We start from the raw sequence: 17,208 nt of genomic DNA on the forward strand, positions 1-17,208 counted from the left end.
ATAGAATTGGATGAAGGAGAGGTCATGATGATGGCCTCTCCTTCCTGTTTCCAACTCGTTTTCGCTATTACGCGTAAGGATGGATCGTCTCCGCAAGTGTACGCACCATTACCCCGGTTGCGCCTTTCGGATTAACACCACGCGATTTCTTCAAATAAGCAGTTCCCGCAATATCTAGATGAACCCAAGGCAGGCCGTCAGCAAAAGTACCAATAAACAATCCGCCCGTTATCGTTCCACCACCGCGTCCACAACTGTTACGAACATCGGCCACATCACTCTTTAATAAATCCCAGTATTCCTTATGCGATGGGAGCGCCCATACATGCTCTCCTGCTCGCATTGATGCTGCAAGCACCTCATTTAATAAAGGCTCATCATTCGTAACTGCAGCTGTCGTAACATCACCAAATGCCACAATTGCAGCTCCTGTCAAGGTTGCTACATCGATAAGCTTCGATGCTCCAAGTTCCTTCGCATAGGTCATCGCATCAGACAAGACAACTCGTCCTTCAGCATCGGTATTAATGACCTCGATTGTGCGTCCACTGTAGGTCTTGACGATATCGCCCGGTTTCAAAGCATTTCCACCAGGCATGTTCTCTGCAGATGCAATGACACAAATAACGTTCTTCTTCGGACGCAAACGTCCGATCGTCGCCATTGTACCTAGAACAGCTGCTGAACCGCCCATGTCACTAATCATTTCTTCCATGCCATCTGCACGTTTTAACGAAATACCACCAGTATCAAAAGTAATGCCTTTGCCCACAAGCCCAAGCACATCTGTCCATTCCTCTTTGCCCTGATACTTAAGTATGATAAGTCGCGGTGGGTTTACACTCGCTTTACCTACACCGATAATACCGCCCATGCCTTTAGCCTCAAGCTGGACTTCATCTAGTACTTCTATTTCTAACTTATACGTATCTGCTATACGAGCTGCTATATCAGCTAATGTGGATGGATAAAGCTCATTACCTGGCAAATTGGTTAAGTCTCTCGCAATCGTCGTGCCAATCGCATAAGCTTGTCCACGTTCCGCACCATCTTTCCATTGTTCATGGTCCAGAACAGCTCCGAACAGTTCAATAGATTGCACATGATGTAGAGCCGTCGCTTCCTTCTTGTACGTTTCGCGTTGATAAGCTCCTAACAAGCAGCCTTCTACAACAGCTTGAGCTACTACCGCTGTACGCTTCTCCGGCGTAATGACAGCAAACTCATGGGATACAAATACAGCCGGATGAGCTGCCTTCAGCCTAATTGCTTCTCTTGCTGCTTTTGCAAAAGCACAGCGCAGTTCTTCCGTTGTCCACCCATGTTCGGAACGAACAATCGCAATTAAGAAACGCACATTGCCCTCACCTGCCGGAAATACGTGAACACTTCCTGCTTGTGCCTGAATGATACCTGTCTCTATCGACTGCTTACATACTGCTGCGCCAGGAACATTCATCGTTCCATTTAACCATTCCGCTTTGGTCGCTATTGCAATGACGGCATCCGCTTCTACTGATTGTTGTAAGGAAGAGCTAACATGGATTTTTACGTGTTGAAGTGCTTCTGCATTTGTGAGCTTAACCATCATTATCACCCTTTATCTTCTTATGATGTCACCTATTATATCATATTGAACTTACCATTCTCCAAGCGAAGAAGACGGTCGGGTATGATCAGCGTTCGAAATAGGCAAACGAATAACGAATTGAGTCCACTCCTCTTGTTGACTATCCACCTCTATAACTCCACCATGATTTCGAATAATGCGATAGCTGACAGACAACCCCAAACCTGTCCCTTCATTTTTAGTTGTAAAGAACGGGTCGAACAATCGCTCAAGGGTACGTTCATCCATCCCTTTTCCGTTGTCACGTATCGTTACAGCTACATATTTGCCATCTTTAACGGCATGAATTCGTATGGTGCCTTTGCGTAGATGAGCCACCTCAACAATGGCATCGATTGCATTGCGGATCATATTTAGAAATACTTGCTTGATCTGCTTCACATCAATAGATACCGTAAGAGGCTGTTCTGGCGCATGCTCCGTCCACTCTATTTCACAACCCTTCATTAATGCCTCGCTTTCTGTCAAGAGCACCACTTCTCGCAGCACAGACGAAATCGGAACCTCTGTCGTAAGAGGCGCCGTTGGCTTCGAAGAGTTAAGAAATTCGAAAATGATATCGTTGGCTCGATCGATTTCAGCCAATATAATGCGTGCATATTCTTCTTTTCCTAAGTTCATTAGATGGGGCCTCAGCAGTTGAATAAACCCGCGAATGGATGTTAACGGGTTACGTATTTCATGAGCAATTGCCGCCGCAATTTTACCTAGTATCGCCAGCTTATCGTTTTGCACAGCCGTCTGTTCGATTCGCTTATAGTCGGACACATCTTTAATACTGAATAAGAAATCTCCGTCCATCTGTTCACCGTGGGTGAACGTCACGAGAAAAGTCCTTCCTTGACGATCCGATATTTCATGATAGCGCTTTCTCCTCTGGATAGTTTCGCGGAATACTCGGATCATCAATTTCCGTTTATCACGTTGAATTAACGGATGACGCATGAGCTCAATCAGCGTGCAGCCGACTAATTGTTTGCGCGGAACTTGAAGTAACTTGGCGGTTGCGACATTAACAAATGAAAGAGTACCGTCTTCATCAAACAATACGATAGCACAGTCCATCTGCTGCAGCACATTTTCGTACTTGTTCTGGTTGAAGTCCCCGGCAAATAGAGCACGACTAGGTTGCATCCAAGGTTCCCGAATAGGGTTGATAGCCAAAAACTCCCCCTCCTTGCTCCCTTGTTCCATCTGAATGACGGACAAGCATTCCACAAAATAGACATAAGATCGATGCAGCATCTTTGCAGCTTCATTCCATTCCACATGTGACATCATCATAGTCATCGTATCTTCATGAAGGGTTAATAGGTCATACGGCTTCATTTGATGGCTTGTCCTTGCAATTGTTCTGGCCGTCTCCAAGTCTTTCTCGCTGCCGTTCAACATAAACTGGCGTAAATTCTTTGTATACTGCGACTTCCAATTCACCATGTCCAACACTCTATCTTCGGAAGGACTTATCATTGTGATCACCTCACTGCCCACTACTTATGACTGGACAAGATGTGCTCTGGTTACCAATAGTTACATGATAGTTATAATGACATACCTTTATCAACCCTAGAAAATGTCGAATATTCGTATAAAAGGATGAATCGGCTAAAAGTAACCTAAATGAAACGTTAGGCATCATGAAACTCAAAGAAAGGCGATCCACGTCGTATGTGAACAGACCTAGAAGAGATAGTCCGTGCGACAGACAACATGAATCGCCTATGTTGATAAAGGAAACTTCTGCTTGTTGTTGTAACAACTGATTCACGAACGCTGCTTCATCAACTGGGCTTTACGCCTGCTCATGAGCGCCAATCGGCGCTTCAATTGCAATTCCCAGGGCTTGTCATCCCACTGCTTCGCCAGCGCCAATAAGTCTAGTGACACATCTATCTGGCTACGGACGATATCTAGAGGATCTTCATCCTCATGATTTACACAGTTCTCAAATATACGGCTTTCATCCTGCACGACATATTCTTGAAAGTCAACTTCCTCAGCTCCATCAGTCTGCGCATAATCGGCAACGATTTCATACTCATTTTCAACTAAATAATGCACCTCGATGCGTTGACATACCGGACACAGCAATAGGGGAACATTATGAATCCTTGTTCGATAATGCTGCAGTGACCCCTGTGTTCCTATCATACTTGCTCCACAACAGAAGCTCATGTTCTCCCTCCTCAGCATAACGTCAGAGTTAATGAGAAGCGTTGCACTAATAAGTAGTGTACCCAAGTTGTATCGCGGAACATAGTTATAGAAGCATATTCGCCCCTTTACCACGAAATTCCTTTTTATGATGAAAAATGGTGACTAAAGTCTTGCTCGTGACTCGTTTGTCCTACACGCATAAGCGAATCAGCAAGCGCATATAGATGATAAAACCTATCAAAATGGAACGGAGGAATGAAAAGATGTCTTCTCATGTTATGTTCCTGTCATCCAAGCAAATCAGTTACTTAACTTACAACGAAATGAACCACGAATTAGTTGCTCGCTATGCAACAGGCGAATGTAGATCTTTTTCATCCATCTCATTGAATACGTTCGAGCAATTGCTGCATTCCGAGAATCGGTACGATGACTTCGTTCGTCTTACGCAAGCAAAGCTTGGTGTACCCACTTCATAAGAATACGGTGCTAGTCATATCCGCAAGCTTCTCTTTTCTTCACGATTATCTACTATGATAATACCTCATTTCATAGAATTACAATCAACAAGAATTTAAGAATTTATAGGATATCTTTACCAAAATATTAGACATACATCCTTACCTGCACGGATAAGATGATTGGGAAACGAGTTTGTGCGGTCATCAGCACAGGCGCAATAAAAGGGAACGGAAGGAGGCAGCTATGGTTCAACCATCCTTTAATAATCGCCATTTCACTGCGAATCAGAGCAATATTATTCACCTGATGGTTCAACAGCCGACAGTTCTGTTTGGCTATTGGGAAGTCAGTAAACGTCTAAAGTCTCTTATTGAGCGGCACTATCGCAGCTCTTGGCATGACCTGCGCAGAGTCGCTCGCCTTTATCAGTATTCCTATTCGGAACCAGATACCGCACCCTTAACCTACTATGATGCCGATGTTGGCAATAGTGAATGCTGGTACTTCCGTCATGTGGCACCTCGACATCAATATGCGCTTGACTATGGATTTCTTAATCACAATCAGCAATTTGTCTCTCTACTACGCTCAGCTCAAGTCGGAACCCCGCGTAATGACCCGGATTGGATAGTAGATGTCAGGAATGAATCAGCAACCAATCAAGGAGGCTCGCAATCTGACTCCCAACATCAACACGACGAACAATCCAATTACTCGCCGTTTCAGCAATTCTCAACCTATACGCTTTATAGCGACAATTAATCATGTTAAAGGGGTTAGACGATACGATGAGCCAATTGCTTGAAACAAACTCGATTAATTCAACAAATAGGGTGCGCCAAGCGGGCGATGGCTGTGTAGCTTTAGTGCTGCATGCCCATCTTCCCTATGTACGGCATAATGAGCAGGCAGAGAGATTAGAGGAACGTTGGTTCTATGAGGCAATGACGGAGACGTACCTCCCTCTCTTGGATATGTTCGATCGTCTGGAACGTGATCGGGTTCCTTACCGGCTGACGATGACATTAACGCCAACCCTGCTAGCTATGATGGATGATCCACTCATGCAGTTGCGCTATGAACGATACTTGTCACGTTCTGTTGAGTTGGCTCAATCGGAAATAGCGCGAACAGCACAACAACCAGAACTCCAAGCTGTCGCTGACATGTATGCCAAACATTGGTCCTACCTGCTTCAGCGGTTTCGTGACTGGGAGCGTTCCATCATTCCTCAATTTAAGCGACATTATGAAGCAGGTCATCTAGAACTAATGACATGTGCATTAACTCATGCTTTTCTTCCATTCCTAAAGCATACTTCTCTTGCACAAGCTCAAATTGAATACGGAATGAGGGAGCATGAGCGCCACTTTGGTGTTCGACCAGATGGCATCTGGCTTCCTGAGTGTGCGTACGCCCCACATCTATCAAAACTATTGCAGCACAGCGGCATTCGTTACTTTATCGTCGACCAGCATGCGTTGCAGCATGCTGAACCGATGCCAGTTAACGATACGTTCGTGCCCATCGCGACAGAAGATGGCGTGTATGCTTTTCCAAGAGATGCGATGTCATCCCATCAAGTGTGGAGCAGCCACGAAGGGTATCCGGGAGATCCGGATTATCGGGAATATTACCGTGATATCGGTTTTGATCTAGGCTGGTATGACGAGGATGAGTGGAACTATATTAAGCCTCATTTATTAGCCGATGGAGCGCGAATCAATACGGGCTTGAAATATTATCGAATTACCGGCAGCAATGGTGAGAAGCAGCCTTATTGCCCAGAGTGGGCCCGTGCACGCACAGTCGAGCATGCCCGACATTTTATACATAGTCGGATACAACAATTAAGGCTTGCCAAAGACAATGTAAATGGCATCCCCATTGTTCTATGTCCGTATGATGCAGAGTTATTCGGTCATTGGTGGTATGAAGGACCGCAATGGATAGAAGCTGTATTCAGAGAATGGAATGAGATGCAGGAGCTAGGCAATCAAACATTAAGTTTCGTCTCCCCGCTCGATTATGTGAACGCTGTACCACATGTGCAGCAAGCTGCGATGTCGATGAGCAGCTGGGGACGCGGCGGATATGCCGAAGTTTGGCTCCAAGAAAAAAACGACTGGATCTATAAACTGCTCCACAAAGCAGAAGAAGAACTCTTCACCGTGCTGCAAAGACATGCGAATGACTGGGGGTACTCTAACATTCGAGAAAGACTCGCCAATCAATCGATTCGCGAACTCATGCTGGCAGCTGCAAGCGATTGGGCATTCATTCTTGATGCGGATACAGTACCAAGTTATGCGATCGAGCGTACGAATCATCATCTTGAGCGCTGTCGAACACTGCTTCATATGCTGGAATATGGCATTTACAATTTGACGGAGCTGGAGAAATTCGAAGCTGACACCCCTTGTTTCCCTACCTTAGATTATCGCGTTCTGCTGCATGCAATGAAGAATGAACCGACGAGAGCAAATAACAAGCATTCTAGTACAATCACTTCATCATCTGACCATCAGCTTATGCTGTCGTCCTTATTTTCATATATTCGAAAGCAACTACCCGTTACTCCTGCTCATCAAGATGCGAATGATAGAAACAGCCATACAGAAAACTCAGCTGGGAAGAAAAAACGCATTCTCATGCTGGCATGGGAATTTCCTCCACTCGTTATAGGAGGCTTGTCACGAGCTGTTTATGATTTGTCACGCTACCTCGTCAAGAGAGATTGCGAGATTCATATTGTAACAAGAGAAGTGCCTGACACACCGCTTTACGAAAAAATGGACGGGATTCATGTACATCGTGTTCCACTCGCACCATCCATGACCGAGATTGGATTTATGGATTGGATTTTCCAAATGAATGCTTCATTTACAATCTGCACGGATGCCTTAATTACAGAAGGAATTCATTTTGATTTCATTCATGCTCATGATTGGCTTGTCTATTTAGCAGCCCAAGATTTAAAGGAAGCCTACCAGCTCCCGCTTGTAGTAACGATTCACGCTACTGAGCATGGTCGGAATCACGGGGCTATTCACACTGACATGCAGCAACGCATTCATGAAATGGAGTACGAACTTACACAAAAAGCAGAGCATGTTATCGTCTGTTCACAAGCGATGAAGCGTGAAGTTGAACGCATTTTTGATTTGCCGCCAATGAAAGTAAGTGTAATTCCTAATGGAGTTGAATGCGTCAGCACGAACTCTCCTACTGCACACGACCACTCATCCGATCCCACTTCATTGCCGGTTCGCCATACAAATATAGATAGTGTCCGAGCTTTTCGATCGACCATTGCCAAGCCAGAAGACAAGATCGTTTTTTTCATTGGCAGGCTCGTTTATGAAAAAGGAGTTCAAGTGCTATTGTCATCGCTGAAGCTTGTCCAAGAACGCATTCCTAACGTAAAGCTTGTTATCGCTGGAGCAGGTCCCATGGCATCCGAACTTAAGCGTCTTACGGCTGAACTCGGCTTGTCCCATTGTGTGCATTTTACAGGATTCGTCAACGATGAAGAGCGAGATCTGCTCTTTGATATTACAGATGTATCTGTGTTCCCTAGCTTGTATGAACCTTTCGGTATCGTTGCCCTGGAAGCGATGGGTCGTGGTGTACCTATCGTCGTCTCGGATACAGGAGGGTTAGCGGAAATTATTGACCATAATCAAGATGGCTATAAGGCGCTATGTGGACATACCGAGTCTCTCGCGTGGCACATTACCGACTTGCTGCTTCATCCTGACAAAGCAGAACAGTTCGCTAAGCAAGCATACCGCAAAGTGACAACTCTTTATGATTGGGATGCAATCTCCCTTTCTACAAGACACGTTTATGAAGGAGTGATGGCTCAATGAAAGCAGTTATTATGGCTGGAGGTAAAGGTACGCGCCTGCGTCCTCTAACTTTAAACACGCCGAAACCGATGGTACCGTTGCTGAATCGTCCTTGTATGGCGTACATTATCGATTTGTTGAAGCGTCATGACATTCATCAAATTGCTGTCACCCTTCAATATTTGCCAGATTCCGTTCGTGATCATTTTGGAGATGGCTCTGAATATGGCGTGCAGCTTGTCTACTTTGAAGAAGATTCACCTTTAGGAACAGCAGGTAGTGTCAAAAATGCAGAAGGTTTTCTCGATGAAACTTTTATTGTCGTGAGCGGCGATGCGCTAACCGATTTCAACTTAAGGAAGGCAATTGAATATCATAGATCGAAGCAAGCGTTGGCAACGATGGTTCTTACACAAGTAGACTCTCCTCTAGAGTATGGAGTTGTCATGACAGAGTCAGATGGCCGTGTCTCTCGCTTTCTGGAGAAGCCTAGCTGGAGCGAAGTTTTCAGCGATACTGTCAACACAGGCATTTATGTATTAGAGCCATCCATCTTTAATTGGATACCTGAAGGCTCTCCTTATGACTTCAGCCTTGATCTCTTCCCAGCTCTGCTGCAAAAACAGGAACGCCTATACGGCTATACCGCTTCGGGATATTGGTCTGACGTCGGCAATTTAATCCAGTATCGCCAAGCTCAGTTCGATATGCTGGATCAAAAAGTATCTGTGAACCTGGCTGCCACAGAAGTGATGCCGGGCATATACTTGGAGTCAGATGTTAAACTTCCGTCCCGCATTCATCTTAACGGACCTGCTTACATCGCATCAGGCTGCAAATTGCATTCCGCTAGTTCGATTGGGCCGTACACCGTGCTTGGCGAAGGTAATACCGTTCACTCTTCCACCAAGCTGGAGCGTACGATTATGTGGAATGGGAATTATGTTGGCGAGCATTGCGAACTGCAAGATAGTCTCTTGATGAATCGCATCATCGTCGGTTCAGGCGCGCAGCTAGATGAAGGATGCGTCATCGGATCAGGATGCACGATTGGATCCAAGGCATCGATCAGGAGCAATGTACGATTATGGCCCAACAAGACCGTTCCAACAAATACGACCGTTCATGATTCTTTAATCTGGAACAATGAAGCATCTAAACCTCTATTTACGAGCCGGGGAATTGTCGGAATCCCGAATGTGGATATCCACCCTGACCGAGCAGGGAAGCTAGGAGCAGCATACGGCTATACGCTGCCAAATGAAGCTACCGTGATCGTTGCCAACTGCAGCCATGCCTATTCTTCCTTATTAAAGGACAGTTTTGTATCAGGTCTTCGGTCTGTTGGCGTCCATGTGATAGATATTGGAATATGCGCTGATGAAGTAACACGCCATGCCGTACGCAGTCGTTCTGCCTATGGTGCGATTCACATAAAAGTCCAATTGGATCATCAACATGTACCACAAGCGGTGCTGTCATGGATGGATAGCCACGGTTGGCCGATTGCCAAATCAGCAGAACGGAAGATCGAGAACGCCTATTTTCAAGAAGACTATGTACGATGCCATGCAGAAGCAGTAGGCAGTTGGAGGCAGGATGCATATGCTGTTGATCAATACTTGGCAGCACTTGCGAAAGAGCTTGATTTCTCTGATTCCAGCACTTCCTCTCTCGCCTATGTACTGCAGCTTTCTCCTTCTGTTGACATCGATCTTGTCCAACGATTTTCAGCAGCGGTTGGAGGCAGAAGACTCATTATCTATGACCATGCCTTTGATGCAGAATCACTGGCGGCGCTAATTCAACAGACACAATCGGATGTAGGCATTTATGTAGGTGATGATCTCGAGCTTCAAATGGTCACACGTTCAGGTTCTATCATCTCAGATGATGGGTTAATGCATTTGATTGCTTACGCTCTCGAACGTACTGGCGTGCCTGCTGTATTGGGTGTGCCTGCCTCATTCAGCATAGGCATCGAAGAAGAAAAAATCGGACGTACGCTTCGATTTGTTCGTACAAAGGAATCCCTACGTTCGGTTATGGAAGCGACGGCGGGAGTCCCATTCTGCCCTCTCAGCCATCGTCTTTATGCCATCGGCTTGTTATTGCAATTGTTCGCAGAAGAAAGCAGCGTTGTAGAAAATTTGCTGCACAATCTTCCTGAATCGTACACGGCAAAAGAAATTGTTCAATGCGGATGGCATGAAAAAGGCATCTTAATGCGTAAAGTGATGGAATGGGTCCGATCGGATGGACAGCATGTAGAGCTTCTTGATGGCATTCGTATTACAGGCGATGATGGAACGGTACTAATTATGCCTGATGCGGATGAACCGTTATTTCAAATATTCGCACATGCTAACAGTTCCATGGACGCAGAACGTCTAGCTCATGATTACGCTTCCCGCTTGTTCCAATCACATCAAACGTTAAGGAAGTGATATCATGCCACGTTATCTCGTTGTAGGCAATGGCAAGATGCTCGTGAACCTCGACCAACATGCCTACATTCGTGACATTTACTATCCTTATGTCGGCCAGCTCAATCATGTCGGCGGCCACAAATGTCGACTTGGTGTATGGGTGGACCATCAATTTAGTTGGTTGGATGAACCAGAATGGTCCATTTCAATTGGCTATCGTAGTGAATCTCTTGTCACAAAAGTAGAGGCGCATCATCCTGCTCTACAGCTTTCTTTAACGATTGAAGATGCTGTTCACCAACGAGATCCTATATTTTTGCGTAAAGTCCACATCAAAAACCATACATCAATAGAACGTGAAGTTCGCCTCTTCTTCCACCAAGATCTAGTCATCAACGAGACTGAAGTTGGTGACACAGCTGCCTATTATCCAGATCAACGCACCGTTTTCCATTATAAAAAAGATCATTACTTTATGTTCAACGCCACTTCCGAATCCGCTACAAAGCCTAATCCGCAAAGTGATCAGAACTTCGAGCATGCAACGGGGCGTGAACCGCCCCCTGCTCTCGATAGTATGTATGAGTTCACAACGGGAATAAAGCGATTTCATCAAGCGGAAGGCACATGGAGAGATGCCGAAGACGGCAAATTAATGGGCAATGCCATTGCCCAAGGTTCAGTAGACAGTACAATAAGCTCTAGATCTTATATTTCACCTAATGGTACGTCGACTCACTTTTATTGGTTTGCCGCCGGCGCTCATTTGGATGATGTGAAGAAACTCAATCAGTATGTCCGCGAGAGTGGTCCAGGAAGGCTTATCGATCGAGTGAACACGTATTGGCGCCGTTGGGTGAACAAAAATAATCCAGATTTCGTCAATTTGGATGAATCCCTTATTCAGAGCTATAAGCAAAGTCTGCTCATCGTACGAACGCAAACTGATGCAGAAGGCGCTATCATTGCAGCCAATGACACCGATATTATGCAGTTCAATCGCGATCACTATAGTTATATGTGGCCTCGAGATGGTGCTCTCGTCGCCAAAGCGATGTCATCCGCTGGCTACCATGGCATGATCGAACCGTTCTTCCGCTTCTGTACACGGGCGCTTAGCAGTGAAGGTTATTTGTATCATAAATATAATCCAGACGGCACAGTCGGTTCCAGTTGGCATCCCTATGTGCATGATGGGCGAAGCCAGCTGCCTATTCAAGAAGATGAGACCGCTCTCGTGCTCCATGCGTTATGGCATGATTATAGTGAGCACGGAGATATCGAGCGCCCGCAATCCCTTTACCAGTCCCTTATCCGTCAAGCTGCGGGATTTCTACTTCGTTATACAGAAACTCAATTGAACTTGCCACAGCCAAGCTACGACTTATGGGAAGAACGATATGGGATATTTACGTTTACGGCCTCAGCTGTGTATGGTGGTCTCACCTCAGCCTCACAATTTGCCCAACTATTCGGAGATGATGAACGAGCGAAGCGATATTTAGAAGGAGCCGAGCGTATCAAGAACGGTATTCTAACCCACCTATGGAACGAAGAAGAAAAATGCTTCGCACGAGGATTATATCGAAAAGATGGACGCTGGGTACAAGATATGACGCCGGAAAGCAGTATATTTGGCATCTATGAATTTGGTGTACTGCCTCCAGAAGATCCAAAAGTTCGCTCGACGATGAACAAGTTGCGAAATCGTTTAACGATCCGTACTTCTGTAGGTGGAATTGCTCGCTACAGGCAAGATTACTATTTCCAACGATGTTCGGATATGAATATAGCCCCAGGGAACCCTTGGATTATATGCACGCTATGGTTTGCTGCATATGAGATTGCGATAGCTGAGAATCTAGCCGATTTGCAGCAACCATTGGAAACACTCCGCTGGACAGTTCGACATGCTCTGCCAAGCGGTATGCTGCCAGAGCAGCTCGATCCATTTTCAGGCTCTCCCCTCTCTGTGGCTCCACTCACTTGGTCACACGCCACATATGTGGATACCGTACTGAAATATGTAAAGAGGTATAAAGAACTCGATTCAGCTCCGTCTATGTAATTCGCAGCCCTACAGTTGGCACTTCGTTCATATAGTGCTTGCTGTAGGGCATTTGTTTGATTGTCATGCAAGATAATATCGATTACGATTTACAGCTCTTGCTCCCTACATATCTACTACTGATTAAATAAGCCAACACCGTGGTATAGAAAAGGAAGGCCATCGAGTAACGGTTAGCAGAAGCAGCGATTTTAGTTATTTACCTTCTTGAAATGTACTAGATTTACGCACTCCTTCATAAGTTATATCATTGCATCTTTTTTACCTATGCATCTTGCTTTTTGCAATCATTTAATTATAATAATTATTATTAAGTATTAATTTCTATATTAAATTATATATCATATAGGTTTTAATTCAATCATTAATAAAACTTTGACCTTAGGGGTGGATCGATTATGACGACGAACAAACGAACATTGACAACAAGTTGGGGAGCTCCCGTTGGTGATAACCAGAACTCAATGACCGCTGGACATCGTGGGCCAACTTTGATTCAAGATGTTCACTTACTTGAGAAACTGGCCCACTTCAATCGTGAGCGCGTGCCTGAGCGTGTCGTTCATGCAAAAGGTGCTGGCGCACATGGTTATTTTGAAGTTACGAATGATTTATCTTCTTATACAAAAGCAAACTTTTTGTCCGAAATCGGCAAACGAACGCCAATGTTTATTCGCTTTTCTACTGTAGCTGGTGAGTCTGGCTCTGCTGATACGGTACGTGATCCTCGTGGATTCGCTGTGAAATTTTATACCGAGGAAGGTAACTACGATCTAGTCGGCAATAATACACCCGTCTTCTTTATTCGCGATGCGATCAAGTTCCCTGATTTTATCCATACACAGAAGCGCCATCCGCAAACCCATTTGAAAAACCCGAACGCGGTATGGGACTTCTGGTCACTATCACCTGAATCGCTGCATCAAGTCACGATTCTGATGTCGGATCGTGGTATTCCTGCGACTTTGCGGCATATGCATGGCTTCGGCAGTCACACCTTTAAATGGGTGAACAACGAGGGCCAAGCAGTATGGGTCAAATACCATTTCAGGACAGAACAAGGAATCAAAAACTTGGATGTTGAGCTCGCAGCCAAACTTGCAGGTGAAAATCCTGACTACCATACGGAAGATTTATTCAATGCCATCGTTAAGGGTGACTTCCCTGCTTGGACACTGTATGTGCAGATTATGCCTGAGCAAGATGCGAATACGTATCGCTTCGATCCGTTCGATGTTACTAAGGTATGGTCGCACAAAGATTACCCTTTAATTGAGGTTGGGCGCATGGTGCTTGATCGCAATCCAGAAAACTATTTTGCGGAAGTGGAGCAAGCGACTTTCTCACCAGGCTCTTTCGTTCCCGGCATTGAAGCTTCACCAGATAAGATGCTGCAAGGACGCCTATTCGCTTATTCCGATGCACATCGCTATCGTGTAGGAGCGAACCATAATACATTACCAATTAACTGCCCGCATGCCAAAGTCCACAATTATCAACGCGATGGACAAATGCGCTCTGACTCAAACGGCGGCGCTTCTGTCTACTACGAGCCTAACAGCTTTGGCGGACCAACAGAGAGCCCATCTCATGCAGCAGCTCCGTATACGGTACAAGGCGAAGCACAAAGTGTCGCCTATGATCATCATGATCACTATACGCAGCCAGGTGACTTGTACCGTTTGCTATCAGAAGAAGAACGCAGCCGACTCGTTGACAATATCGTTGCTGCGATGAAGCCTGTTGAGAAGGATGAGATTAAGCTGCGCCAGATCCAACATTTCTACAAGGCTGATCCTGAGTACGGCAATCGTGTAGCAGAAGGACTTGGGCTGCATGTTCCGGAAGAGAAATAAGTTAGAAGAAGCTTGGGTATAGTTGAAAGTCCACTCAGGTGAATGAATTTGGACTCATTTATTTTGTCGAAGCAAATTAGATTTATGATATTCAATTTAACTTATTGTTATTTCATCATTATCGTTATCATTGAAACAAGCTCAAAGATATGAGCGAACCTCACGAATGAAGTACCTCTTTCCCTCTTACAAATACAAACGGCTAAACCTTGTTCATAAAGGTTTAGCCGTCTTTTTATAGAGCTAATAATAGAGCAGTTATTTGTTTTCACCCTCATCAGAGGAAGACCATTCCAAATAAATATATGTCGAAAGGGTATCCGTTACAGGCATATATTGCTCAGTTGGATAAGACAACTGCAAATTTTTCGCTTCGGTTTCATAGCCCCATAATACCAGCTGCTCAATCATCCAGTTTCGCCATTCTATACACTGAAACATGTAATATTGCTGAGCATCACGAACAAATCCAATTCTCGATTCCAAAGAAGCTGCCTCGACAAATTTCTGTGCCTCAGCTAGTTCATTTGAAGCCGAATTTCCGCCATCAGACTGCCAATGTAAACGTGTATGCGAGTTCTCGCCTACTCCCTCGTTTTGTTTATCAATTGGAAGCACACCCAGCCCATTTACCGTTTCAAGAATCATTTTCGAACGTCTAAGTGCACGGATAGATTCTAGCTCTTTCCATAGTTGTGACCTTTCTATTTTCTTTAATTGGAAGTCAGCTCTAAAGCTATCTATTCTAGCTTTCCTCTCTTCGAAATACTCAGGAGGCAGCTTAAAATCTCCTTCATTGGGTTGTTGCTGTTCCTCTTCTTCTCTTTGTTGTACATACCGTATATAGTCCTCTTCGTCTTCGAAATGATTAATGAAAATCCCATCATCCGCACAATAAACCTCCAAAAATTGAGCTAAGTTATTACCTGCATAACGTATTTCTAAGCCAAAATCCATAGGTGAAACACAAATAATAGGTGCTTCATTTAAATCTTCTACCGCTCCGAACTCTGTTAAAAACGCATAATGAATACCATCCACTCTAATCGTCGCAAATGGAATAGAATCAATCGGCGTGCTCATATAACGACGGTCATCATCTTTAAGAATAAATAGTCCTATATCTTCACTATCCTGGCTTCGTTCTTGGCGCTCTATCATTTTCAGAATCGTATCAGGGATTTCATACTTTCCATACAAATCACGCATAGAACTAGGAATGTTCATATCTTTTCTCCTCTCAAAATAAAAAGTTATACCTAATAAAAAGAGCTTATTTTCTCATCAACGAATTGGGATTAACCCCTCTACGCTGATGGAAAATAAGCTCAATTAAATTCTGTTTCTTCCTTTATATATAGCAAGATGTATAGACCCTCTTAAAAGCCGCACATACTTGCCAATATTGCTATTATTACGCCTGAACTGCAGCGCCCTCTAAGGCATTAGCAATCAAGTCGCCCATCTCGTTTGTGCTTAGTGCTTGAGCACGATCCACAGCAATATCGCCTGTGCGGTGGCCAGCATCCAACACCTGCTTCACAGCACGCTCAATCGCGTCCGCAGCTTCACCATAGCCGAATGTCAAACGGTACATAAGCGCGACTGAAAGGATCGTCGCGATTGGGTTCGCCACTCCTTGACCCGCAATGTCCGGAGCTGAACCGTGTACAGGCTCATACAAACCGAAGCTGCCTTCGCCAAGCGATGCGGAAGAAAGCATGCCGATCGAACCTGTAAGCATTGCTGCTTCGTCACTTAAAATATCACCGAACATATTTTCCGTTACGATAACGTCGAAGCTGGATGGACGGCGCAGCAACTGCATCGCGCAGTTATCAACGAGTACATGTTCCACTTCTACATCTGGATAGTCTGGTGCAATTCGATTCACCGTTTCACGCCATAAACGGGATGTCTCCAACACGTTTGCTTTATCGACAGAAGCAAGCTTCTTGCGGCGCTTCTGAGCTACTTCGAATGCTTGGCGTACAATACGTTCTACTTCTGTTACGTTGTAGACACATGTATCAACCGCCTCTTCACCGTGAGCACCTTCGCGACGGAACTTCTCACCGAAGTAGATGCCGCCTGTCAATTCACGTACAACGATAAGGTCAGTACCTTCCAACACTTCTGGCTTGAGCGTAGAAGCATCTTTCAAGCAATCAAATACAACAGCCGGACGCAAGTTTGAGAATAGTCCCAATTCTTTGCGAATACCGAGCAAACCTGTCTCTGGACGAAGCTCTTTCGAGTTGTTGTCCCATTTCGGTCCACCAACTGCACCCAAGAGCACTGCATCCGCACGTTTACAAATATCAAGTGTCTCCTGCGGAAGCGGCGTTCCTTTCTCATCAATGGCAATACCACCGAACAGACCGTGCTCGAATTCAAATTTCAAGCCGAACAATTCCTCCGTACGTTTCATAACCTTGATCGCTTCAGTTACTACTTCTGGGCCAATACCGTCCCCTGCAATAACTGCAATGTTTTTAACCTCTGTCATATCCGTTCGCTCCTTCTCTCCGTATGTATGTAAATAAAACACTCCTACTCCTGCAACCCATACCTTATTATTCCTTACATTTTATCGCACACCGCCTCAGATGACTAAGATATAAAATCTATTATCTTAATAGGCTGTATCTATAAAGGTGAGAAAAAAGTCTGTTTTCCCTTGGGCATATGTACAAAAAGCTATTATTTTTCAGTAGAATTCATGTTCGGTAAGCATGATAAAAGCCCGCTCTCC

The 17,208-nt window shown here is 44.9% G+C and carries 11 protein-coding genes; 6 read left to right on the plus strand and 5 right to left on the minus strand.

What is annotated here, in order from left to right; translation table 11 throughout:
- Nucleotides 1-67 precede the first annotated feature (67 nt).
- From NQ117_RS09000 to NQ117_RS09010, 3 genes are all read right to left on the minus strand, one after another.
- The gene (locus NQ117_RS09000) at nucleotides 68-1,591 is read right to left on the minus strand and encodes a leucyl aminopeptidase (protein ID WP_258277625.1); all 1,524 of its coding nucleotides are present in this window, start codon (nucleotides 1,589-1,591) and stop codon (nucleotides 68-70) included.
- Nucleotides 1,592-1,639: 48 nt separating this feature from the next.
- Nucleotides 1,640-3,100, minus strand: a complete 1,461-nt coding sequence (locus tag NQ117_RS09005) for an ATP-binding protein (protein ID WP_258277626.1) — start codon at nucleotides 3,098-3,100, stop codon at nucleotides 1,640-1,642.
- 294 nt (nucleotides 3,101-3,394) lie between these two features.
- Nucleotides 3,395-3,805, minus strand: a complete 411-nt coding sequence (locus NQ117_RS09010; protein ID WP_028593052.1) for a hypothetical protein — start codon at nucleotides 3,803-3,805, stop codon at nucleotides 3,395-3,397.
- Nucleotides 3,806-4,050: 245 nt separating this feature from the next.
- On the opposite strand from NQ117_RS09010, the gene NQ117_RS09015 reads away from it, so the two are divergent.
- From NQ117_RS09015 to katA, 6 genes are all read left to right on the plus strand, one after another.
- Entirely contained in the window at nucleotides 4,051-4,266 is a 216-nt protein-coding gene (locus NQ117_RS09015) for a hypothetical protein (RefSeq protein WP_258277627.1), read from the plus strand.
- A gap of 226 nt (nucleotides 4,267-4,492) precedes the next feature.
- Nucleotides 4,493-5,011, plus strand: a complete 519-nt coding sequence (locus NQ117_RS09020; RefSeq protein ID WP_258277628.1) for a DUF4912 domain-containing protein — start codon at nucleotides 4,493-4,495, stop codon at nucleotides 5,009-5,011.
- Between the two features lie 26 nt (nucleotides 5,012-5,037).
- Nucleotides 5,038-8,121 carry a 1,4-alpha-glucan branching protein domain-containing protein gene (locus NQ117_RS09025; RefSeq protein WP_258277629.1) on the plus strand — a complete coding sequence of 1,028 codons (3,084 nt, stop codon included), beginning with the start codon at nucleotides 5,038-5,040 and terminating at the stop codon, nucleotides 8,119-8,121.
- A complete protein-coding gene (locus NQ117_RS09030) occupies nucleotides 8,118-10,547 on the plus strand; it encodes a sugar phosphate nucleotidyltransferase (protein WP_258277630.1) in 2,430 nt (809 codons plus the stop codon). The genes NQ117_RS09025 and NQ117_RS09030 overlap by 4 nt, the downstream gene beginning before the upstream one ends.
- Nucleotides 10,548-10,551: 4 nt before the next feature.
- Complete coding sequence (locus NQ117_RS09035) at nucleotides 10,552-12,597, plus strand: glycoside hydrolase family 15 protein (RefSeq protein ID WP_258277631.1); 2,046 nt, start codon at nucleotides 10,552-10,554, stop codon at nucleotides 12,595-12,597.
- 398 nt (nucleotides 12,598-12,995) lie between these two features.
- Complete coding sequence (gene katA / locus NQ117_RS09040; RefSeq protein ID WP_258277632.1) at nucleotides 12,996-14,453, plus strand: catalase KatA; 1,458 nt, start codon at nucleotides 12,996-12,998, stop codon at nucleotides 14,451-14,453.
- 258 nt (nucleotides 14,454-14,711) lie between these two features.
- On the opposite strand, the gene NQ117_RS09045 is transcribed toward katA, so the two are convergent.
- Together NQ117_RS09045 and leuB are read right to left on the minus strand one after the other, a co-directional pair.
- Nucleotides 14,712-15,680, minus strand: a complete 969-nt coding sequence (locus NQ117_RS09045; RefSeq protein ID WP_258277633.1) for a hypothetical protein — start codon at nucleotides 15,678-15,680, stop codon at nucleotides 14,712-14,714.
- Nucleotides 15,681-15,867: 187 nt separating this feature from the next.
- Nucleotides 15,868-16,962, minus strand: coding sequence for a 3-isopropylmalate dehydrogenase (gene leuB, locus NQ117_RS09050; protein WP_258277634.1), 1,095 nt, complete (start codon nucleotides 16,960-16,962; stop codon nucleotides 15,868-15,870).
- Nucleotides 16,963-17,208: the final 246 nt, after the last annotated feature.

The organism is Paenibacillus sp. SC116 (assembly GCF_024733555.1).
Taxonomy (GTDB): domain Bacteria; phylum Bacillota; class Bacilli; order Paenibacillales; family Paenibacillaceae; genus Paenibacillus_B.

Bases quoted from the DNA above. Each gene is read 5' to 3' on its own strand.
- NQ117_RS09000 (WP_258277625.1), bottom strand. From the start codon at position 1,591: ATGATGGTTAAGCTCACAAATGCAGAAGCACTTCAACACGTAAAAATC.
- NQ117_RS09005 (WP_258277626.1), bottom strand. From the start codon at position 3,100: ATGATAAGTCCTTCCGAAGATAGAGTGTTGGACATGGTGAATTGGAAG.
- NQ117_RS09010 (WP_028593052.1), bottom strand. From the start codon at position 3,805: ATGAGCTTCTGTTGTGGAGCAAGTATGATAGGAACACAGGGGTCACTG.
- NQ117_RS09015 (WP_258277627.1), top strand. From the start codon at position 4,051: ATGTCTTCTCATGTTATGTTCCTGTCATCCAAGCAAATCAGTTACTTA.
- NQ117_RS09020 (WP_258277628.1), top strand. From the start codon at position 4,493: ATGGTTCAACCATCCTTTAATAATCGCCATTTCACTGCGAATCAGAGC.
- NQ117_RS09025 (WP_258277629.1), top strand. From the start codon at position 5,038: ATGAGCCAATTGCTTGAAACAAACTCGATTAATTCAACAAATAGGGTG.
- NQ117_RS09030 (WP_258277630.1), top strand. From the start codon at position 8,118: ATGAAAGCAGTTATTATGGCTGGAGGTAAAGGTACGCGCCTGCGTCCT.
- NQ117_RS09035 (WP_258277631.1), top strand. From the start codon at position 10,552: ATGCCACGTTATCTCGTTGTAGGCAATGGCAAGATGCTCGTGAACCTC.
- katA (WP_258277632.1), top strand. From the start codon at position 12,996: ATGACGACGAACAAACGAACATTGACAACAAGTTGGGGAGCTCCCGTT.
- NQ117_RS09045 (WP_258277633.1), bottom strand. From the start codon at position 15,680: ATGAACATTCCTAGTTCTATGCGTGATTTGTATGGAAAGTATGAAATC.
- leuB (WP_258277634.1), bottom strand. From the start codon at position 16,962: ATGACAGAGGTTAAAAACATTGCAGTTATTGCAGGGGACGGTATTGGC.